Origin of the sequence: Xylanibacter ruminicola (genome assembly GCF_900107775.1) — a bacterium.
GTDB lineage: Bacteria > Bacteroidota > Bacteroidia > Bacteroidales > Bacteroidaceae > Prevotella > Prevotella ruminicola_C.
In genome coordinates this window covers 986,727-1,008,345 of record NZ_FNRF01000001.1, presented here as the reverse complement: position 1 = coordinate 1,008,345, position 21,619 = coordinate 986,727, and the positions used below count along the sequence as shown (strand labels likewise).

The following is a 21,619-nucleotide window of genomic DNA, read 5'->3' as shown; positions in this document are numbered from 1 at the left end:
GATAAAAAATCTTCATTAGTTTAATATAAATTTATTTGTGGCTCCAACGGAAGATACAAGGATAGTATGACCATTATCGAGTACCACCACATGGCAGCGTACAAATTCATCGTCCTTCTTTGTTAGCGAGTAAGCACTATGACCGAACGACTTGACAACATAGTTCTCGGTGAGGTTGATAGTACCGTGATAAATGTGCTGAGCAGTACCTGTGATAGTACCATTACTATGTTCTTTCACATCAAAAATCCATCTCTGAGAGTCTCTATCAGTATATAATTTCCCAGGCAACTTATTAACATCGATGCATTTCACCTCTTTATTCCATGCACCGTCTGCCCCAGCATAAAAGCCATCGTGGGCATAGTTATCCTTCATGAGGCAGCCACTCGCATCTACATAATAAAATTTACCGCCATCCTTTATCCATATACTATGGGCATAGGTGCCACTTGGATAGATATAGACCGTCTCACCTGATTGCAGTGTTTCCCATTTACCTTTATCCGATCCTGCCGTGATGGCATAGCGTGCTGGTGTATAGCTGGGATCGGTACTGCTGACAGCCTCTGAGAAACTCTCGGCAGATTGGAATATCACCTCTACACCTTTGCTTGATATACGTACCTTCTCTGCGCCAGGATAGATATAGAGCTCGGCATCGGGAGTCATTCCATCCGACTTATAAAGCGTAAAGTGCCCCTTACCTGAGGGGCTTATCTTCACGATATCATGCCCCTTAGTATCATCTGTTGAGAAATAAACGACGTAGACAGGTTCGGAACTACTCTCACTTTTGGCAAAACCAATCTTTGTATTAAGTTCTCTGTTGATATACTCCTTCCCAATAGGGAGTGTTTCTTCACCATTCTCTTCTGAAGCTTCACTATCCTTAGATAAGGATACACCTGAAACACCTACAATATTAATAGTATCCTCTGGAGTTTCAATGCTGTCTAAGATGCCCCTGCTTTCTTTTTCATCATCCTGATAAAACAGGTAGGCCATAATTCCACCACAAACTAGGAAAGTAACCAACAGAACCAAACACCCTTTGAACATGCACCCCCTCGACAGAGACCCAGGAGTGCTACTACGCTCAACGTACTTATTCTTTGGTTTGGGCTTTGACGAATGTGAGGAGGGACGAGGCTCATATGGTGGAGGTACAGATCCCCTATGTTCACGCTTTGGTTGTTTAGGCGATTCCTCATCAGGCTCAAGGTCGAACACAAGAGGAGGTGGTGTTGACCGTCTTACATCCATACGGGCACCACAACCACCACAGAATTTCACATTGTCATCATTGGAATGACCACACTTTTCACAAATTGCCATAAGTTATAGCATTTTATAATCAATCTTTTGTGTTGACATTAAACACAGACTCTGTTTCAGAAGATGTATTACCGTTCTTCTTGGTTTTGGCTGTTCTCTCTTTGATGAATTTCTTTCTTACTGCTTCATCCGCTTTTTTGCGAGCCTCTTTAGTCAATGATTTCTTTGTAATCTCATCCATTGCTTGCGCTCTAATCTTGTCGGCCTCCTTCTTTTCACTAACAGTGACAGAGTATTTATACTCACCGAGATTGTCGCCATTAGAATTAGTCCAGATCTTCACACCATTCTTAATGGTGGTGTGAACGCCAGGAGCCTTATCGTTAACCACATACTTATATACAAGCGCTCTTTCTTTGAGCGATTGGGCATAAACACCAGCTACAAAAGCCATCAAGGTCGCCACACATAATAGAATCTGTTTCATAAGCATCATATTTTTTGTGGGGCAAAGATAGCCATAATAGCCCATAAAGCGACTATCAAAAATTGCAAAACGACTGACAATTCTTGTTTTGTCAGTCGTTTTGCAGGTTTTTCCAATCTTTAGGTGTCATACCTGTAATAGCCTTGAACGCTCGGAAGAATGTTGTTTCGTTAGTAAAACCCGAATCTATATAAATGGTAGAGATCTTCTGATCCGGGAAATCACGCATCAGTTGCTGGGCATGCTGTATACGATAACTATTAACGTATTGAGTAAAGGAATAATTCGTTGAGTTTTTGATGCAGTCGGATACATAACGAGCATTGGTTCTTAACTCACTTGCGATATCCAAGACCTTCAAATCAGGAATTTTATAAAGCTGTTTCTCTTCCATCAACTCTGTTATACGCTGCATTAACTGAGTATCAACATTTACAGATGTTGGTTGGTCAGCCCCCTCGAGTTCCATTCTACGTCCACGCAGCTTTCTCTGTATAAAGAAAACAGAAGTTGCGATTATGATTAATACTAATATAACGCCCCATATCCAAAGAGGCGATTCCGCCTTGCTTACTTCTGTGAAACGTAACAACCAAACAGAAGCCTTGGGCTGGAAATTTTCGTTTGGTCTTTTATCATCGATACCACCTGTTAATAACAGATTACCATCTTTTGTAAGAACAGGAATGCTCAACATACCCGCATCTTTTGGCAAAGGATCAGTATAATAAAGGGTTAGTTTGGCTGGTATCTGGGCATAGTCGATACAGAGTGCATATACACGGCGTGTTTTATCGAAACCTAATACATAACCACGATGATTCAAACGATCTGCATAAACCGGAGTTATATATTTAATAGTCCCCCACTGACTCTTCATTGGGATAGGACAAATCGTTGGGAGAAGAGAAAAGATTGTATCACGAACATCAACAATCGCTAATTGGCCACGACTATTCTCAACAGGTACCAGATAACGATAAAATTGCTGAGCCTCATCGCCGATAAAACTATCATCACTATGCTGAGAGAGGTCATAATGCAATGGGCGCCAGGTATTAAACAATGTATCTCTGACAGCCTCTCCATATAAGCGATCAACAATAATCGTATCAAGCGGTTCACCATGCATATCATAACCCGCAATAATCATCGCATCATTGCCAGAAGTACGTAACACATGAGGCAGATAGCGCGATTGGGAAACGGCCTTTGCATGAGAGAACGAGGCCTTACCATCGTAAAGTTCCATCTCGTCATCAGCATACCAATTACCTGTAATCAGCACCTTACCATCATCCATTTCTACAGCAGCTGCCGAAGCACGTTTTTGGTTCAGGCATCCGAATCCTTTGCAAGAATGAGTCATGGGGTCATAGAGTTCTACTTCATAACTCTGCGAAATGCCCAAGTTATCCTTAAAGCCACCCGCCAACAGCACTTTTCCCGACTTCATGACTATAGACATTCCACCATCGTGCGAATAGACGGTAGGCAACAGATACCACTTATTGTCTTTAAGATATTCTGCAGTAGATGTCAACTTGAATCCAGATGTATGACCACCAACAACCGTCACCTCGCCATTCACTACGAAAACAGAGTGTCCACTACGTGGTATCGTCATATCAGGCAAACGTTCAGCCTCTATCTTAACCATTGGACAATGGTTTCCTGCAGAGACAGCCATTGCAGGTATTGACAACGTCAACGACATTATCAATATACATATAAGTTGTTTTATATTAACTTGTACACTTATAAAGCCCATCTGATCGGTTTTGGTTGCAAAGATACGAAATAATTCCATATCTGAACAAAAAAGGAAAGATTTTCTTTTGTCCTGAGAATGTTTTTTTGTATCTTTGCAGCGATTATGACACAAGAAGAGAAGACACAGATAGAAGAGCGGATTGTAGATGTTCTGAAGACCGTTTACGATCCAGAGATTCCCGTCAACATCTACGACCTGGGAATGATTTACAAGATAGATGTACAGGACGACAGTTCTGTTGAGTTGGACATGACCTTTACAGCCCCCAACTGCCCTGCTGCTGACTTTATCCTTGAGGATGTCCGCACCAAGGTAGAGAGTGTGGATGGCGTAAAGGGTGCCAATGTTAATCTCGTGTTCGAACCCGCTTGGGATCAGAGTATGATGAGCGAAGAAGCGAGAGTTGAACTTGGATTCGATTAATATGAAGAACGTATATTTCCTTTCCGATGCCCACTTGGGCTCGTTAGCCATTCCGCACCAGCGCATGCAGGAACGCCGACTGGTCCGTTTCCTCGATAGCATCAAGGAGAAGGCGGCTGCCATCTACCTGCTGGGCGATATGTTCGATTTCTGGTACGAATATAAATATGTAGTACCCAAGGGCTACACTCGTTTTCTTGGAAAAATCTCGGAGCTCACCGACATGGGTGTCGAGGTGCATTACTTTACTGGTAACCACGATATCTGGGCCTACGAGTATCTGGAAAAGGAGTGCGGCGTGATTCTGCATAAGAAGCCCGAGACTACTGAGATATACGGAAAGATGTTCTTCCTGGCGCATGGCGACGGACTAGGCGATCCTGATAAGAAGTTCAAACTTATCAAGAGCATCTTCCACAACAAGGCTTGTCAGTGGGCCTTCTCGTCATTGCATCCCCGTTGGGGCATGTGGTTTGGTTTGAACTGGGCCAAGCACAGTCGCATGAAGCGTCCTAACGGCGAAGAGCCTGCCTATATGGGTGAGAACCGCGAGCATCTGGTACTGTTTACCAAAAAGTACATCCAGTACCACTCTAACGTAGATTATTTCATCTACGGTCATCGTCACATCGAAGTAGATCTGCAGCTTACCAAGAAAGCCCGCATGATTATCTTAGGCGACTGGATCAGTCAGTTCTCTTATGTGATGTTTGATGGCGAACACCTGCTCCTTTCGCAATACATCGAAGGCGAAAGCCGCCCATGAAAAAACACTTCACTGCAAATTATTCGTATTTTTAACGTCATAACGTCATATTCATTATAACCATCTGACTTTTAGTTGGTTATATATGACGTTATGATGTCATATTAAAACACATGATGTCATACAAGGTACATCACTGCATAAAAGAACCTATGTTTTCAACATGTTTCATCAGTAGAAACAAAGTGTTTCTCCTAATGAAACACTATATACAACCTATCTCAATGTCATATAACAGCCCCAATATGACGTTATGACATCAAAAATCAGAATTGATACGCCAAAGAAATACCTGCACTAATGTTTTTGGGACCGCCACCTGTTAGGACTAATGTAGCGATGTTACCAAGCGGATTACCGATGAAACCAGATTCGCAGACACGCTTCAGTCCATACGACACTTCAGCACCGATGATGAAATGATGGAAAGTTAAGTCGACACCACCGATACACCCAACGTCCCAATGGTTGAATTTAGGATATCCCGTACGGCGATTATCTTTATCATAAGCTGCACCATGGAAATCGCAGGGGGCACTAAAGTGGTTTTCGCTGAAGGTTTCCTCATAATCCGTATTCAGGATGTGCATACGGGTTTTAGCTTGCAGACCGTAAGCCACATAAGCACCAGTTTTGAAAGTAATGAAACATTGATTGGCCAATCGCAGGCGGGCAGCTACCATCACGGGCAGTTTCAGATAGTCGAGTCGCGTACTGAAATGTGCCTCCATAATCTGCTCGCTACCATAATATCCATCAAACTGCCAGCCATTACGCTCAAATCGTAGCTCTGGTTGCAATCTGAACACACCGTTTTTTGACAAGCCGATATCAGCACCACCACCAACATGAAAACCTGTACGTTCGTTGATATTAGACACACCACCCATCAGGCATGTAACACCACCACCTACCCGGGCCTGCCAGTTAACATCTTGAGCTTTTGTTGTGATAGCCGATACGAATACCATCGCTATCAAGATTGTCTTTAGTTTCATTTCAATGCTTTTAAAAAACTTCTTTACTCATTAAACGACTAAGAAGTAAAAATACTGCATCAAAATATGTTAAAGAGTATCGTGGTCACTTCTGGGGTGCCTTTAGGGCATCCCATTTGGCTTCATACTCCTGCTCTTTCTGGCGTACTACTTTCAGGGCCCTCTTTCTACGCTGTTTAGCCTCAATCTTTGGGGCCACGGTCTTTTCGAATAGCCAGCCTAACATGGCTAACACATTGGGACCAGCTGGTACCACTTGTGGTAGTGGCACTTCCTTAGGGATTGCAGGACGCATGATGTTGGCCATCATCTGTTTGCTACGGTCGGTTCCATACACCACTACCTCGTCGATGGCATGCAAGGTTGGTATCAAGTAAATGGTATCGTTCTTCAGTTCATCGTGCAGCACATAACGGTGCTGGAACTTGGGATGACTCAGGGTGATACGCTTAAAGCTGTCGGGCACCTCAATCTCGCCATTCCATGGGGTAACAACCTCATCGCCATTATCAACACGAACCTTGATATCACGCTGCGGCGCTTTCGACTCTAAACTGGCCACCACCAGTTTGCGCTGAGCAAACACCTCAGAGCCCCACAGCATCAACCATATGATCAGATACAGTTTCATTATTTAGTCTTTTCAATACGGGTGCAAATGTAATACTTTTCTGCATATCTTTTCAAAATGAAATATTATATTATCTTACAGATATAAAAATTAATGTAACATTAAGTCTTTTTGAATTAAAATATGTATCTTTGCAGCGAAGTTATCAGATAATGACCAACATGAACAGAAAGAAGATAGTAACGTTTGGCGAGTTGTTGCTCAGGTTTTCGAAGCCCGGACAACTGCGACTGACTCAGGGCGACCTGTTTACCAGTAAGTATGGTGGTAGCGAGGCTAATGTGGCCGTATCGTTGGCTACCCAGGGCGAAGATGTAACCTATATTACCCGACTGCCTGATACGCCAGTAGGCCATGCAGGAGCCATGAGCTTAGCAGAGCTTGGTGTGGATACCAGCCATGTGCTTTATGGCGGACAGCGCATTGGTACCTATTACTTTGAGCCTGCTGCCGGCATGCGTGCTGCCAAGGTGATTTACGACCGTAATGGCTCGGCTTATTCAGATCTGAAGCCAGGCATGATTCCCTGGCGCGAGATACTGAAGGATTGCAACTACTTCCATGTATCGGGTATCACGGCTGCCATCTCGCAACAGGCTGCTGATGCCACCTTCGAGGCACTCGACGTGGCCGATGAGTTGGGTATTACTGTATGCTTCGACATCAACTACCGCAAAAACCTTTGGAAGTACGAAGGCGCTGAGCCTAGAAAGACATTGAGTCGCATGCTGTCGCGTTGCGATATGATGTTTGGCGATGCCATCGAGTTCGACTGGTTGTCGCAGCATCCACAGCCACCATTCACGGCTACCGACTCTAACTTCGAGATGCAGATGAAAGAGTATGGCGAGTGGTTCGACGAGTTGCATGCTGCCTACCCCCGAGTAAAACACTGGATGATGGGTATGCGTAATATCGTAAGTTCGAATCATCACACCCTTACAGCCCTACTTTATACCGACAATAAACTGTTGCAGGCACCTATCATGGATATCCCTGATGTGGTGGAGCCAGTTGGTGTGGGCGATGCCTTTATGGGTGGTTGGCTGCATGCCATCAGTCTGTTCCCCAACGACATGCAGAAGCAGTTGAATTACTCGTTAGCTGCCGCAGCCCTCAAGAACACCATCCCGGGCGATTTCAACCTCTCGACCGAGGAAGAGATTCTTGATGTGAAAATTTAACATTTCTTGATGCAGTATTTGGCCTTCTTCATCGTTTAATGGATAAAGAAGCAATAAAACGTGTACAAATATGAAGCGAATATTTCCATTATTTATAGTATTAGTAACGCTGCTATCATGCAGCCCTGGCAGCGATATGCTTGAAACAGGTGACCCACATCTCGACCCTTCTGACCAACCATCCCTCGATTACACTTTCAAAGGTGTATGGATGGTTGACAACGTGAAAGGCAACGAGACTTATATACGTACTGTATTAGGCTTTAAAGGCGAAAACTACGTAGCTTGTGCGGATTATCCTTACGCAGCTATCATGGAGAAATTCCTGCCTGAGGTAAAGGTGGCCAAGCTTTCGGCTGAAGCACCCTATGGCAACACACCAACACCCGAAGAAGAGCTTTGGATGCAGACCCTGATTGACTATCGAAACGGAAGTTGCCTGGAGTCGACCCTCGCCGTTCCTTATCGCATTATCGGCATATCAGATCTATCGTTCTATCTGGAGATGATGCCCAGCGAAACATATGGCACCATATACCTGCCATTTATCGTAACCAAGGATGATGGCACGCTGATGGCAGTAGTTCTGACGATAGCCCCTACCGAATCAACCGCTTTGCTTGATCGTAGTGGAGCATCGTTCACAAACATACTAACAGTAACGCAGATAGAAACCATCATCGACGGGCAGAAAGAAAGCAGGACGCTCAATCCCACGATGCAGCTCAAGTTCACCAGTATCGAAAGAGTTAAGTAAAAAGAAGTGGAGAACGAACAGCAACTGCTATCAGCCATCAACCAAGGCGATCGTGCTGCCATGAGGCAACTCTACGAGCGCTACAAGGGCTATGCCATGTCAATCGGACTAAGGTATATAGCCGAAGTGAGCGACGTGGAAGACGTGGTGCAGGACAGCTTTGTGACCATCCTTACCTCTATCGGCAAGTTCGATTACCGAGGTGAGGGTTCGCTGAAAGGTTGGATAGGCAGGATTGTTGCTAATAAGGCCTTTGATTTTGTGAAACATCATGAGCGCATGACGTTTACCGACGTCATCCCTGATACACAGGACGAAGAGCCAGAGATAGAACGGATACCGCCCAATGTGCTGACGGCAATGATTGCCAAGCTACCTACAGGCTACAGAATGGTACTAAACCTGTATGTGTTCGAGCATTGCTCGCATCGCGAAATAGCCAATAAGTTAAGCATCAAAGAGAATTCATCCTCCTCACAGTTGTCGAGAGCGCGACAGATACTCACCCAAATGATAACAGATTACATCAAACGACACGAGATATGAAGCAAGAAGAATGGGCCGAAAGGCTTAACAACCACCTGAAGGACTACCACCAGGAGCCAACACGCGACTTGTGGGAGGGCATTGAGGCTTCGCTCGATAAGCAGGCTAAAGGTCAGACGCGCCACATAGCTCTGCGTCGTTGGATGATGGCAGCTGCTATCATTGGTGTGCTGTTTGGTGGTGCCTATCTGATGTGGAACAACGAGCCCGTACAGCCACAAGTGGCACAGGTTAAGGCTACCAATCATGCCGATAAGGAAGAAGCGCCCGTAGCCACCCAAGCAGATATCACCCCAGATGCAGCAGTAAAGGCTCCAGAGAAACTGGTTGCTCAGGTAGTAACAGCAGCCAAACCTGTTACACAGATAGCAGAAACAGCTATGCTACCAGAAAACGTAGTTCCTGAACCAACAGAGAAGGCCACACAGCCCGATGAAACGGCTAACAAGCCCAAGGAAGATACACCAAGTCCACAGGTACATCACCCTCTGTCAGCAGAGCCTAAAGCATATTCTCATGCGAAACATCAGCAGCAAAAGCCGATGCGCCTTACCATGGGCCTGTTTGCTCAGGGTAACACCAACGATATGAACAATAAGAATGCGGTGATGATGAACCCGCAGTTGATGCATCGCGTGGCTGCAACACGTGCTTTTCTAGCAGATTACGAAGAGCAAGAGAGTCACAACCAGCCCATATCGTTCGGTCTTTCTGTTGGATATCCACTCAATAGCTGGTTGTCGCTCAGTTCGGGTTTGGTTTATACCAAGCTGAATTCAACCTTTACCACCCTGATGCCCAACCATGAGATACAGCGCCATCAGAAGCTCCACTACATAGGCGTGCCCCTTAACCTGCAGGCCCACCTGTTGCAATGGCATGGCATCAGTCTTTATCTTACTGCAGGCACCCAAGCCGACTGGAATATCAAGGCCGAATCGAATACCGATGGGGTGAATCAGGTGATGGACAAGGATCGCATGCAGTGGTCGGTAGGTGGCAGTTTGGGATTGGCATACCATATCATCCCTCAGCTGAGTTTGTATGCCGAGCCAGGAGTCATACATTATATAGATAATGGTAGCACTATCAATAATTATTTCAAGGATAAACCAACAAGCTTCAACCTGCAGCTGGGCCTCAGGTTCGACCTAAGCCCGACAAAATGAAAGGACAAAACCCGTATGAGCTTTGTCCTTTCTTATTTAATAGACAAAATGCTTACTTCAGCAGATTCATAGTGTCGGTAGCAATCATCAGCTCCTCATCGGTTGGGATAACAACAACCTTAACCTTTGAGTCGTCGGCTGAGATGATAGCCTCTTCGCCACGAATATTGTTCTTCTCGTCGTCGAACTTCACACCCAAGAACTCCAGGCCCTTGCAAACCTCAGAGCGCATAGAGATCTGGTTCTCGCCAACACCAGCGGTGAACACAATCACATCTACACCACCCATGGCAGCAGCATAAGCACCGATATACTTCTTAATACGATAGAAATACATCTGCTGAGCCAGCACAGCCTTGGGCTCACCAGCCTTGGCAGCGTTTTCTACATCACGCATATCGCTCGAACCACCTGTGATACCAGCTACACCACTCTTCTTGTTGAGCAGGTTGCTCATACCATCGGCATCGAGACCGAGTTTCTTCTCAAGGAAGGTAACAGCACCACCGTCGATATCACCGGCACGAGTACCCATTACCAGACCCTCGAGTGGGGTAAGACCCATTGAGGTATCAATGCACTTGCCATCCAGAACAGCAGCAATAGAACCACCATTACCGATGTGGCAGGTAATCATCTTTGTACCCTCGGCCTTGATACCCAGGAACTCACAAGCACGAGCAGATACATAACGGTGAGAGGTGCCGTGGAAACCATAGCGACGCACACCGTACTTCTCGTACAGATCGTAAGGGATAGCGTACATATAAGCCTTGGCAGGCATGGTCTGATGGAAGGCGGTGTCGAATACACCTACCTGAGGCAGACCTGGCATCAGCTCCTTAACAGCATTAACACCCTTCAGGTTAGCAGGGTTGTGCAGGGGAGCCAGATCAGAGCACTCCTCGAAAGCCTTCAGAACCTCGTCGGTAAGAATCACGCTCTTATTGAATTTCTCGCCGCCATGCACCATACGGTGACCTACAGCGTCGATCTCCTTCAGATCTTTAATCACACCGATTTCGGGATCGGTAAGCAGAGAGAAGATAAACTTAACACCCTCGGTATGCTCGGGGATATCGTGCATAATCTGCTTCTTCTCGCCATTGGCCAGCTTTACCTTTACAAAGGCATTGTCCAAGCCTACACGCTCAGCACCACCACTAGTCATCACACTCTTATCGTCCATGTTGTACAGGGCGTACTTGATAGATGAAGAGCCACAATTCAATACAAGAATTTTCATATTATTATCAATTTTCAATTATCAATTACTTTTTAGCGTCCATTGCCTGACAAGCAGTGATAGCAATCATGTAATAGATGTCGTCGATAGAGCAACCACGCGACAGGTCGTTTACAGGACGTGCGATACCCTGCAGGATAGGACCGATAGCGATAGCATCGCCCAGGCGCTGAACCATCTTATAACCAATGTTACCAACCTCGAGGTTAGGGAATACCAGTACGTTAGCCTTACCAGCGATATCAGAACCAGGAGCCTTCTTAGCACCTACTGATGGAACCAGAGCGGCATCGGCCTGCAACTCACCATCAATCTTGAGTGCTGGATCGAGTTCCTTAGCCAAGCGAGTAGCCTCAACTACCTTATCTACTACCTCGTGCTTAGCTGAGCCCTTAGTAGAGAAGCTGAACATAGCCACACGTGGCTCAGCAAAACCAGCCACGCTCTTAGCAGTTTGAGCGGTACATACAGCAATCTGTGAGAGCTGAGCAGCATCTGGCATTGGGGTAACAGCTACGTCGCCAACTACCAATACGCCATCCTCGCCATACTGCTTCTGCTTAGAGATGAGCAGCAAACCACCGCTTACGCAGGTGATACCAGGCTGGCACTTGATAATCTGCAGCGCAGGACGCAGTGTATCGCCAGTAGTAGAGAGTGCACCAGAAATCTGACCATCGGCACCTTCGGTCTTGATAATCATACAACCCAGGTACAGAGGATTCTTAATGAGCTTACGAGCCTCCTCGATAGTCATACCCTTGCTCTTGCGAATCTCAGCCAGCTTCTCAGCAAGCTCTTCGCTCTTGTCGTAGTTTTCAGGGTCGATCAAGGTTGCCTTACCAATATTGGTGAGTCCCTTCTCCTTAGCCAGAGCCTCAACCTTAGCAGGGTTACCAATCAGGATGATGTCGGCGAGGTCGTCGGCCAGAGCCTTATCGGCTGCACAGAGTGTACGCTCCTCTTCTGCCTCAGGGAGCACAATGCGCTGCTTATCACTTTTAGCACGCGCTACAATTGAACTTAATAGATCCATAACTTTGATTTGTTTTAAAATGTTATATATATGAATTCTTTATTGTTCTAATTCTTTGGTGAGGATACTCTCCAGTTCCTCAGCCGAGAGTCGCAGATGGAACTCGCCTTTAACGGCGACAGAGATACCACCCGTTTCCTCGGATACAACGATGGCCACAGCATCGCTCTCTTGCGATACGCCCATGGCAGCACGGTGTCGCAAACCCAACTCCTTTGGGATATCCATATCGTGACTTACCGGCAGGATACAACCTGCGGCCTTGATACGTTTCTTTGACACAATCATGGCACCATCGTGCAGGGGTGAGTTCTTAAAGAAGATGTTCTCGATGAGTCGCTGATTGATGTTGGAGTCGATCTGATCGCCCGTCACAGCTATCTCGTCGAGTGGCATCGCACGCTCTATCACGATGAGCGCACCTACCTTGCCACGACTCATATTCATCGATGCCATCACTATAGGCATGATAATCTCCTTAAGTGCCTTCTTATCATCTTCGCTCACATCCTTTGATGTGAACAGCTTGGCAAATGCCCGCATACGACGATGGGCACCTACATTATAAAGGAACTTACGGATTTCGTCCTGGAAAAGTACGATGAGCGCGATAACACCCACACTCACCAGCTTATCAAGTATCGAGCCAAGCAACTTCATCTCGACCACCTGCGACACGAACAGCCACGTAATCACAAACATCAGAATGCCTATGAACACGTTAAGCGAACGTGATTCGCGCATCAGCCTGTAGATGTAGTAAAGTATCATAGCTACAAGCAGGATGTCGATGAAGTCCTTTATGCCAAACTCGAAGAACATGTTTATTTTGCGATTTGACTATTTAACGATTGCACCATTTTTACGCATTCTACAGCCTGACGGACATCGTGCACTCGGAGGATGTGAGCCCCCTTCATGAGCGAGATGGTGTTAAGCACCGTAGTACCATTGAGCGACTCCATAGGCGTAGTACCCAAGAGTTTAAAAATCATCGATTTACGCGAGATGCCTACCAACAGGGGCAGTTCCATCACGAGCAGACGCTCCATCTGGTTCATAATCTCGTAATTCTGCTCCAGCGTCTTACCGAAACCAAAACCAGGATCAAGAATGATATCGCAAGCACCACAATCACGCAACTGCTGTACCTGTCGGGCAAACGACATCAGCATGCTTTTCAGCGTGGGCTGCTGCGACATTAATATATAAGGTACGCGTAAGCGCGACACTAAACGGTACATGGTCTCGTTGCCTTCGCTCACATCGTTAATGATATCGGCACCAAACTCCTCAACCGTCATATGGGCCACATCGGGACGGAACGTATCTACCGAAATAATGGCATCGGGCAACTCACGACGGATAATCTTCAAACCAAAGCGCAAGCGCTCCATCTCCTCGGCCTCCGACACCTCGGTGCCACCAGGACGGGTAGAATAGCCACCCACGTCAATCATGCTGGCACCTTCGTCGATAATCTGATGACAACGCTGAACAATTTCAGCCTCAGTCTGCACTCGGCTCCCTGCATAAAAAGAGTCGGGCGTAACGTTCAGGATTCCCATCACCTGCGGGGTGCTGAGATCCACTAATTTGCCTCGAATTTGAATCGTTTCGTTCATATCGCCCACAAAGATACACATTTTTTTTGGATTAAGAATCCTGAATTAAGAATTTTCACTATCTTTGCACCAAAAATAACGAAGTTTATGGATATTAAGGAACTATACAAGCTGTATGAGCAGCATCCGTGCATCACAACCGATAGTCGTGACTGCCCCGAAGGAAGCATCTTTCTGGCACTGAAAGGTGAGTCGTTTAATGGTAATAAGTTCGCCTTGCAGGCACTCGAAAAAGGCTGTGCTTATGCCATCGTTGATGAAGCAAGTGTTCTAGATAACCTAGACCCTCTAGATAGTCTAGCTAAGCGAATCATCCTAGTTGATGATGCGCTGCAGACTTTCAAGGACCTGGCCCGCGAGCATCGCCGCCAGTTCGATATCCCCGTAATCGGTATCACAGGCACCAACGGCAAGACCACCACCAAGGAGCTTATTGCCGCTGTGCTCTCACAGAAATACAATGTGCTCTACACCCAGGGAAACTTTAACAATGATGTAGGTGTACCCAAGACGCTGTTCCGCTTGAACAAGGAGCACGAAATAGCCGTAATTGAGATGGGTGCCAGTCACCCTGGCGACATCAAGACGCTGGCTGAGACCGCTGAACCTACTTGCGGACTGATTACCAACGTTGGTCGTGCCCACTTGCAGGGCTTCGGCTCGTTCGAAGGTGTGATTAAAACAAAATGCGAACTTTACGATTTCCTGCGCAGTCGCGAGGACAGTCTTATCTTTATCAATGCCGACAACGAGCACCTGATAGATCAGATTAGCGACGACGAGGAGATGTGGTTATCACCCTACTCTACCGATCCCGACAACCAGTACTCGTGCATCAGCGGCGAGGTATTGGAGTGCAACCCATTCCTGAAGTTCCGTTGGCGCGAGCCTTTGATGGTACTCGAAGAAGAAGGTCGCAGCACCAAGTGGCATAAGGTACAGACCAAGCTGATTGGATCGTATAACATCGACAACCTGCTGGCAGCCATCGCCGTAGGTATCAACTTTGGTGTAGATCGCAAAAAGATTGTAGCCGCCCTCGAAGCCTACGAACCATCTAACAACCGCAGTCAGATGACCGTTACCGAGAAGAACCACCTGATAGTAGATGCCTATAATGCCAACCCCTCATCGATGCAGGCCGCCCTCGAGAATTTCAAGATTATGCAGGCCGACAACAAGATGGCTATCCTTGGTGCCATGCGTGAACTCGGCGAGGTATCGGCCGAGGAGCACCAGCATGTGGTTGACTATCTGAAGACATCGGATATCAAAACCGTATGGTTGGTAGGCGAAGAGTTTGAGGACACCCAGTGCGACTTCCGTAAGTTTAAGGATGTAGAGGAGGTGAAAGCCGCCATCGCTGCCGAACAGCCAACAGACCATTACATTCTTATCAAGGGTTCAAACAGCACAAAGCTCTATCAACTGCCCGAACTACTGTAAAGCATTGAACATTGACCATGGAACATTGAACATTGAGTTTCAAAGGTTACATTGTGTGGACTTGCCTGCTAGGGTTGCTAATGATTAGTTGCGGAAAGCAGAGGTATCAAGACGAGAGCCTTGAGCAGAGTTATGGTGTGTACTACTGGCGCACCGACTTGCATCTGGATTCTACCGAGCGAGCCTTCTTAAAGCAGCACCATATTAATAAGGTATATTGCAGATATTTTGATGTAGTGATGAGCGATGATGGCACTGAGCCCAAGCCCAATGCCACCATCGCTTTTACTGATACGTTACCAGCCGGCATCGAACTCATCCCCACCGTTTACATTACCGAGGACTGTATGCACAAACCCCACAAGGACCTGGCCGAAAAGCTGGTAAAACGCATTATGCAGATGAACAAGACCAACCACATCGGCAACGTTCACGAGATACAGATTGACTGCGACTACACCTCGAAGAGTCGCGCCACGTACTATCAGTTCCTGGAAGCCATAAAATCACAACTATCAACTATCCACTATCAACTGTCAACCACCATCCGACTGCATCAGCTATCAATGCCTGTGCCACACGTGGATTATGGCGTGCTGATGGTTTACAACACAGGCGATCCACGTAAGTGGCAGGAAAGGAATCCCATTCTCGACTACCGCGATGTGTATCCATACCTTAACAAGCTGGCTCAGTATAGGCTACCCCTTGCTGCTGCCTACCCCGTTTACCAGTGGATACGCAACATACAGAACGTAAGGATAGAGCATACCGTTGAGGCAGACGAGATATTGAAAGTAAAGAAAGCGTTAGAAAAAGAGCGCCCCAGCCTGACCAAGGCTATCATTACCTATCATTTAGAAACAGATAACATTAACAGATATAAGACCGAGACCTATGAAGAGATTTATCATCATTAGCCTTTTATGTGTATTCGCCATGCCCATGATGGCATGCTTGTGGTGGGACACCACCAACTTCTATCTGTTCAGCATGTACGAGCAGAAGAACTTTAAGAACCGTGTGGAGCGTATCTGCAACGACAACTGGAAAGCCTATCTCGGATCTACCGAGGAGTACTTCTGGTTTAATGCCGACGATGCCATCAAGGCCGCCCGAAAGAAAGGCGATGTCCTGATGGTGAGCTACCTACAGAACCTGAAGAAATACCTGAACTGCGTAGATATTGAACAGCGCAAGCAATACGAGTGGAACTACCCCACTCCTCAGGACATAAACGCCCAGAAACGCGACCTGCAAACGGTACGCACCTATGCCATTGGCAAAACCAAGACCAAACTGCGCTCGCAGCATGCCCTGCTCTATATGCGCTGCAACATGATATTGGGTCGCCATCAGGACAACATTAACTTCTGGGAGCAAACAGCCAGCAAATTCATCGAGACCGTATATAAGGATATGATGAAGAACATCTATGCCGGTGCCCTGTATAAGAGCGGTCGCACAGCCGAAGCTGGCGAGATGTTTGCCGAGATGGACGACTACGAGAGTTTGATGACCATCTATTATAAGAAACGCTCGTTCCAGGCCATCAGTCAGCAATACCAGCAGAACCCCAATGCCAAGGTGCTGCCATTCCTGTTGCAGGACTTTGTAAACAATGCTCAGGAAGCTGAAGATGCCAAGACCGAAGGAGCTTTGGGCGGTAAGCTCTTTATCCGCGACATCAACCAGCAGGAGTCGGCTCAGATGCAGCAGTTCTGTCAGAAAGTGGTACGCGAAGGTAAAACCGAAACACCCATTATGTGGCAGAGTGCGAAAGCCTGGCTCGAATACCTGGCAGGCAAGAAACAGGAAGCCCTGAAAGACATCAACACCGCCATGCAAATGGAAGGTACCCAGCGTATGAAGGATAATGCCCGCGTGTTGAAATTCTTCATGACTACCGCCACAGCTAAACCCAGCGACAGTTTTGACACGTATTTTACCGAAGAGCTGACATGGATGCAGTCTAAACAGCAAACAGCCGACGGATTCTTTGACAGTGCATTGCGACGACTCTCGTATCAGGCTATCGTGCCCCACTATCAGAACAAACCCGAGCAGCAGTTGGCGCTGATGATTATCACTAACAACACCGATTACATCGAGCGTATGGAAACCATGCCTGTGGCCGACCTGGAGAAATTCTTCCATTACACCAAGGCACCAGGCGACAAACCCTTCGACCAGTTCCTGCAACGCCAGTTCCAAATCAACGATTCATCGTACATCGAGCTCATCGGCACCAAGTACATGCGCTTAGCCAAATGGGACAAGGCCATCGAGTGGCTCAGCAAACTGCCCCTGGCCTACTTTAACTATCACCACAGTCAGGAGTACCTTTATTATTCTACAGCACGCAAGTACAATGTTGAGCCATGGCTAACACGCCAGTGGCTTGATAGCAGCAATGCCAACAAGCGCGAGCAGAAGTGGAACAAAAACATCAAACTCGAATTCTGCAAGGAAATGCAGACCATGGAAAGTTCGCTGAACCTGTTGCAAGACAAAGCTCTCGACCAGCGTTATTACGACCTGGCCGTACGCTATGCCCAAGCCAGTTTGAAAGGCGACTGCTGGTGGCTGCTCCGCAACTCGAAGAATATCTACGACTCGGTACGTGTAAACGAGATTGACTTTGGTGCTAAAGCTGCGGAACTGTTGCAGAAGACAACCATGACAAAGGATAAGAACCTGAAGTTGAAGGCTATGTTTGCCATGGGCTGGCAGGAACTTTACAACGCCACACCTGGCGCTAAGCTGTGGACCAGCAACGAATGGAACGAGCAGGCAGCCGACTATATCAGACAGTATAACCGCGAATCATGGCAGTTCCGCGCCTTCCAGAATGTGTACAATATGGTTGAGAATACATCCAACAAACCAGCGTATATTTCCAAGTGCGATGAGTACGACCAGTTCCGTCAATACTACAGTAAGCATAAATAAGGGATTTAGTAAAAATTATCCCTTTTCGTGCACGTATTTCAAAAAATAGATGTACCTTTGCAGGCGATTCTTCGGAATCACCCGCAAAATCGGGATGTAGCGCAGTTGGTAGCGCACTACGTTCGGGACGTAGGGGTCGGGCGTTCGAGTCGCCTCATCCCGACCTAGAGCAAGAGAGGTGACTGTGTAAAACGGCCACCTTTTTTATGGCTTTATGTATAAATTTTCGTCCAGAAATGCATTTTTTTGCGTTTTCCCTTGGATATTCCGCTAAAATTGAATAAATTTGCACCCCGTAAGTTAGAAACGTTAGAAACAAAACTGAATATTATGGCAGAAACATTGGAAGTGAAGGAGCTTGACCAAGTGGTCGTACGCTTCTCTGGTGACTCCGGCGACGGCATGCAGCTTGCTGGAAACATCTTCTCTACGGTCAGTGCCACCGTTGGTAACGGCATTTCAACATTCCCCGACTATCCAGCCGACATCCGCGCCCCGCAAGGTTCGCTCACTGGTGTATCAGGTTTCCAGGTACACATCGGTGCTGGTAAAGTTTACACCCCTGGTGACAAGTGCGACGTGCTCGTAGCCATGAATGCAGCCGCGCTGAAGACTCAGTATCGTTACGCCAAGCCCGGTGCAACGATTATCATCGACACAGACTCATTCGGTCCTAAGGATCTGGAGAAGGCCCAGTTTGCTACCGAGGATTACCTTGGCGAGATGGGCATCGACCCCGACCGTGTGATCCAGTGCCCTCTCACTACCATGGTTAAGGATTGTCTAGCCGACAGCGGTATGGACAACAAGGCTATGCTGAAATGTAGAAACATGTTCGCGCTCGGATTGGTTTGCTGGCTCTTCGATCGCGACCTGAACCTCGTAGCTAACTTCCTGCGTGAAAAGTTTGCCAAGAAGCCTGCTATCGCCGAGGCTAACATCAAGGTGATTCAGGCTGGTTGGGACTACGGTCACAACACACACTCAAGCGCTATCAATGTTTATCGCGTAGAAACCAAGGAGAAGACTCCTGGACGCTATATGGATATCACCGGTAACAAGGCTACCGCTTACGGCTTCATCGCTGCTGCCGAGAAGGCTGGTCTGCGCCTTTACTTAGGTTCTTATCCTATCACTCCTGCAACCGACGTGCTGCACGAGCTCAGTAAGCACAAGTCGTGCGGTGTCATCACCGTACAGTGCGAGGATGAGATTTCGGGCTGTGCCTCGGCTCTCGGTGCTTCGTTCGCCGGTGCACTTGGTGTTACCTCAACCTCTGGTCCTGGTGTTTGCTTGAAGAGCGAGGCCATGAACCTGGCTGTGATTATGGAGTTGCCACTCGTAGTACTCGACGTACAGCGTGGTGGTCCTGCTACTGGTCTGCCAACCAAGAGTGAGCAGACCGACCTGCTGCAGGCTCTGTTCGGACGTAACGGTGAAAGCCCCATGCCTGTAATGGCTGCTACCAGTCCTGCCGACTGTTTCGACGCTGCTTACCAGGCAGCCAAGATGGCTTTGGAGCATATGACACCTGTAGTACTGCTTACCGATGCTTATATCGCTAATGGTTCTGGTGCCTTTAAGCTGCCCGAGATGGCTAAGCTCGATGCCATCAATCCTCCTTATGTTCCTGAGGAGCTGAAGGGTAAGTGGACACCATACATGCGTGCCGAGAACGGAACCCGCTACTGGGCTGTTCCTGGTCGCGAGGGCTTTGCTCATATCCTGGGTGGACTGGAGAAGGACTCTAACACAGGTGCTATCTCTACCAACCCTGAGAACCACGATCTGATGACTCGTCTGCGCCAGCAGAAGATTGACAATATCCAGGTGCCCGACCTTGAAGTTGACGGCGACGCCGATGCCGACCTGCTGATTGTTGGCTTCGGTTCTACCTATGGTCACCTGCACTCAGCTATGGATGAGCTGAAGGCTAAGGGCCACAAGGTAGCTCAGGCTCAGTTCAAGTATCTGAACCCACTGCCAAAGAACACTACTGCCGTTCTTACTAAATACAAGAAGGTGGTAGTAGCCGAGCAGAACATGGGTCAGCTGGCCGCTTACCTCCGCATGAAGGTTGACGGCTTCGTACCTTACCAGTTCAATCAGGTTAAGGGTCAGCCTTTCGTAGTAGAAGAGTTAGTGAACGCATTCGAGGAAATTTTAAAGTAACCGCTTTAGCGCTTTTACAAAGCGTAGCGACTAAAAGAAGTAAACTATTATGAGTTATACAGCACAAGATTTTAAGAAAGGCCAGCCTCGTTGGTGCCCTGGTTGCGGTGACCACTTCTTCCTGGCCTCACTCCATAAGGCTATGGCCGAGATTGGCGTAGCTCCCGAGAACGTAGCAGTCATCTCTGGCATCGGTTGTTCGAGCCGTCTGCCTCACTACATGGCAACCTACGGCATGAACACCATCCACGGTCGTGCCGCTGCCATCGCTACCGGTGCCAAGGTTGCTAACCCCAACCTGACCGTATGGCAGGTATCAGGTGATGGTGACGGACTGGCTATCGGTGGTAACCACTTTATTCATGCCAACCGTCGTAACATCGACCTGAACATGATTCTGCTCAATAACCGTATCTACGGTCTGACTAAGGGTCAGTACTCACCCACCTCACCCCGTGGCTTCGTATCTAAGTCGAGTCCTTACGGTACCGTAGAGGATCCCTTCCGTCCTGCCGAGCTTTGCTTCGGTGCCCGCGGTCACTTCTTTGCCCGTTGCGTGGCTACCGATGCCAAGGGTACTGTTGAGGTACTGAAGGCTGCTTACGAACACAAGGGTGCCAGTGTAACAGAGGTTCTGCAGAACTGCGTGATCTTCAACGACCACTGCCACGATGTGGTTTACAACAACGAGGGGCGTAAGAAGAACGCCATCTATGTAAAGCACGGTGAGAAACTGGTATTCGGCGAGAACAACGAGTTCGGACTGGTACAGCAGGGCTTCGGACTGAAAGTAGTTGAGATTGGCAAGGATGGCTACACCATCGACGATGTACTGGTACACGACGCTCACTGCGAGGATAACACCCTACAGCTGAAGCTGGCCATGATGACACCTGAGGATGGATTCCCCATCGCTCTCGGTGTAATCCGCGATGTAGAGGCTCCAACCTACAACGATGCCGTTCATGCACAGCTGGCTGAGGTAGCTGCCCAAAAGAAGTATCATAACTTTGAGGAGTTGCTCGAGACCAACGACATCTGGGAGGTTAAATAACCTCTAAATTACCCGCGAGTTTGTAAACTCCACATATCAATCATCCCCATGGCAAATCGTCGTGGGGATGATTTT

General features: G+C 47.5%; 20 protein-coding genes and 1 tRNA gene. 12 read left to right on the top strand and 9 right to left on the bottom strand.

Annotated elements, in window-relative coordinates; genetic code table 11:
• Positions 1 to 15 precede the first annotated feature (15 nt).
• The 3 genes from BLU97_RS03875 to BLU97_RS03865 form a co-directional block, all read right to left on the bottom strand.
• Positions 16 to 1,338 carry a zinc ribbon domain-containing protein gene (locus BLU97_RS03875; protein WP_074760313.1) on the bottom strand — a complete coding sequence of 441 codons (1,323 nt, stop codon included), beginning with the start codon at positions 1,336 to 1,338 and terminating at the stop codon, positions 16 to 18.
• A 19-nt stretch (positions 1,339 to 1,357) separates the two neighbouring features.
• Positions 1,358 to 1,765, bottom strand: coding sequence for a hypothetical protein (locus BLU97_RS03870; RefSeq protein WP_139208743.1), 408 nt, complete (start codon positions 1,763 to 1,765; stop codon positions 1,358 to 1,360).
• Positions 1,766 to 1,856: 91 nt separating this feature from the next.
• Entirely contained in the window at positions 1,857 to 3,575 is a 1,719-nt protein-coding gene (locus BLU97_RS03865; protein WP_081352840.1) for a helix-turn-helix domain-containing protein, read from the bottom strand.
• A 66-nt stretch (positions 3,576 to 3,641) separates the two neighbouring features.
• On the opposite strand from BLU97_RS03865, the gene BLU97_RS03860 reads away from it, so the two are divergent.
• Complete coding sequence (locus BLU97_RS03860; RefSeq protein ID WP_028906660.1) at positions 3,642 to 3,962, top strand: metal-sulfur cluster assembly factor; 321 nt, start codon at positions 3,642 to 3,644, stop codon at positions 3,960 to 3,962.
• Position 3,963: 1 nt separating this feature from the next.
• Entirely contained in the window at positions 3,964 to 4,728 is a 765-nt protein-coding gene (locus BLU97_RS03855) for a UDP-2,3-diacylglucosamine diphosphatase (protein ID WP_028906659.1), read from the top strand.
• A gap of 266 nt (positions 4,729 to 4,994) precedes the next feature.
• Here the strand turns inward: BLU97_RS03855 and BLU97_RS03850 are convergent, their stop codons facing one another.
• Together BLU97_RS03850 and BLU97_RS03845 are read right to left on the bottom strand one after the other, a co-directional pair.
• Complete coding sequence (locus tag BLU97_RS03850; protein WP_074760310.1) at positions 4,995 to 5,726, bottom strand: porin family protein; 732 nt, start codon at positions 5,724 to 5,726, stop codon at positions 4,995 to 4,997.
• 85 nt (positions 5,727 to 5,811) lie between these two features.
• A complete protein-coding gene (locus BLU97_RS03845) occupies positions 5,812 to 6,357 on the bottom strand; it encodes a hypothetical protein (protein ID WP_074760309.1) in 546 nt (181 codons plus the stop codon).
• A 161-nt stretch (positions 6,358 to 6,518) separates the two neighbouring features.
• Here BLU97_RS03845 and BLU97_RS03840 point away from each other — a divergent pair, with 161 nt between their 5' ends.
• The 4 genes from BLU97_RS03840 to BLU97_RS03825 all read left to right on the top strand — a co-directional run bounded on the left by BLU97_RS03840 (position 6,519) and on the right by BLU97_RS03825 (position 10,013).
• Positions 6,519 to 7,541, top strand: a complete 1,023-nt coding sequence (locus tag BLU97_RS03840; protein ID WP_074760406.1) for a sugar kinase — start codon at positions 6,519 to 6,521, stop codon at positions 7,539 to 7,541.
• A 70-nt stretch (positions 7,542 to 7,611) separates the two neighbouring features.
• Positions 7,612 to 8,298, top strand: coding sequence for a hypothetical protein (locus tag BLU97_RS03835; RefSeq protein ID WP_139208741.1), 687 nt, complete (start codon positions 7,612 to 7,614; stop codon positions 8,296 to 8,298).
• A gap of 6 nt (positions 8,299 to 8,304) precedes the next feature.
• On the top strand, positions 8,305 to 8,844 hold the full coding sequence (locus BLU97_RS03830; protein ID WP_074760307.1) for an RNA polymerase sigma factor: 540 nt from the start codon (positions 8,305 to 8,307) through the stop codon (positions 8,842 to 8,844).
• Positions 8,841 to 10,013, top strand: a complete 1,173-nt coding sequence (locus tag BLU97_RS03825) for a porin family protein (protein ID WP_074760306.1) — start codon at positions 8,841 to 8,843, stop codon at positions 10,011 to 10,013. The genes BLU97_RS03830 and BLU97_RS03825 overlap by 4 nt, the downstream gene beginning before the upstream one ends.
• A gap of 52 nt (positions 10,014 to 10,065) precedes the next feature.
• Here the strand turns inward: BLU97_RS03825 and BLU97_RS03820 are convergent, their stop codons facing one another.
• Genes BLU97_RS03820 through folP form a run of 4 tightly spaced genes read right to left on the bottom strand, consistent with a single transcriptional unit; the run spans position 10,066 to position 13,920 of the window.
• Positions 10,066 to 11,259: an acetate kinase gene (locus tag BLU97_RS03820; protein ID WP_074760305.1), complete on the bottom strand. Its 1,194-nt coding sequence runs from the start codon at positions 11,257 to 11,259 to the stop codon at positions 10,066 to 10,068.
• A gap of 25 nt (positions 11,260 to 11,284) precedes the next feature.
• Positions 11,285 to 12,295 carry a phosphate acetyltransferase gene (gene pta / locus BLU97_RS03815; protein WP_074760304.1) on the bottom strand — a complete coding sequence of 337 codons (1,011 nt, stop codon included), beginning with the start codon at positions 12,293 to 12,295 and terminating at the stop codon, positions 11,285 to 11,287.
• Positions 12,296 to 12,334: 39 nt separating this feature from the next.
• Complete coding sequence (gene cdaA, locus BLU97_RS03810; RefSeq protein ID WP_074760303.1) at positions 12,335 to 13,117, bottom strand: diadenylate cyclase CdaA; 783 nt, start codon at positions 13,115 to 13,117, stop codon at positions 12,335 to 12,337.
• Between the two features lie 2 nt (positions 13,118 to 13,119).
• The gene (gene folP, locus BLU97_RS03805) at positions 13,120 to 13,920 is read right to left on the bottom strand and encodes a dihydropteroate synthase (RefSeq protein ID WP_074760302.1); all 801 of its coding nucleotides are present in this window, start codon (positions 13,918 to 13,920) and stop codon (positions 13,120 to 13,122) included.
• Between the two features lie 87 nt (positions 13,921 to 14,007).
• Between folP and BLU97_RS03800 the strand changes: the two genes are divergently transcribed.
• From BLU97_RS03800 to BLU97_RS03775, 6 genes are all read left to right on the top strand, one after another.
• The gene (locus BLU97_RS03800; RefSeq protein ID WP_074760301.1) at positions 14,008 to 15,366 is read left to right on the top strand and encodes a UDP-N-acetylmuramoyl-tripeptide--D-alanyl-D-alanine ligase; all 1,359 of its coding nucleotides are present in this window, start codon (positions 14,008 to 14,010) and stop codon (positions 15,364 to 15,366) included.
• Between the two features lie 80 nt (positions 15,367 to 15,446).
• Complete coding sequence (locus BLU97_RS03795) at positions 15,447 to 16,286, top strand: hypothetical protein (RefSeq protein ID WP_074760300.1); 840 nt, start codon at positions 15,447 to 15,449, stop codon at positions 16,284 to 16,286.
• Complete coding sequence (locus BLU97_RS03790; protein ID WP_139208739.1) at positions 16,264 to 18,318, top strand: hypothetical protein; 2,055 nt, start codon at positions 16,264 to 16,266, stop codon at positions 18,316 to 18,318. The genes BLU97_RS03795 and BLU97_RS03790 overlap by 23 nt, the downstream gene beginning before the upstream one ends.
• A gap of 90 nt (positions 18,319 to 18,408) precedes the next feature.
• Positions 18,409 to 18,481: transfer RNA gene (locus BLU97_RS03785), tRNA-Pro, on the top strand.
• A gap of 167 nt (positions 18,482 to 18,648) precedes the next feature.
• Positions 18,649 to 20,490: a 2-oxoacid:acceptor oxidoreductase subunit alpha gene (locus tag BLU97_RS03780; RefSeq protein WP_074760405.1), complete on the top strand. Its 1,842-nt coding sequence runs from the start codon at positions 18,649 to 18,651 to the stop codon at positions 20,488 to 20,490.
• A 46-nt stretch (positions 20,491 to 20,536) separates the two neighbouring features.
• Positions 20,537 to 21,544: a 2-oxoacid:ferredoxin oxidoreductase subunit beta gene (locus BLU97_RS03775; RefSeq protein WP_028906645.1), complete on the top strand. Its 1,008-nt coding sequence runs from the start codon at positions 20,537 to 20,539 to the stop codon at positions 21,542 to 21,544.
• Positions 21,545 to 21,619 lie beyond the last annotated feature (75 nt).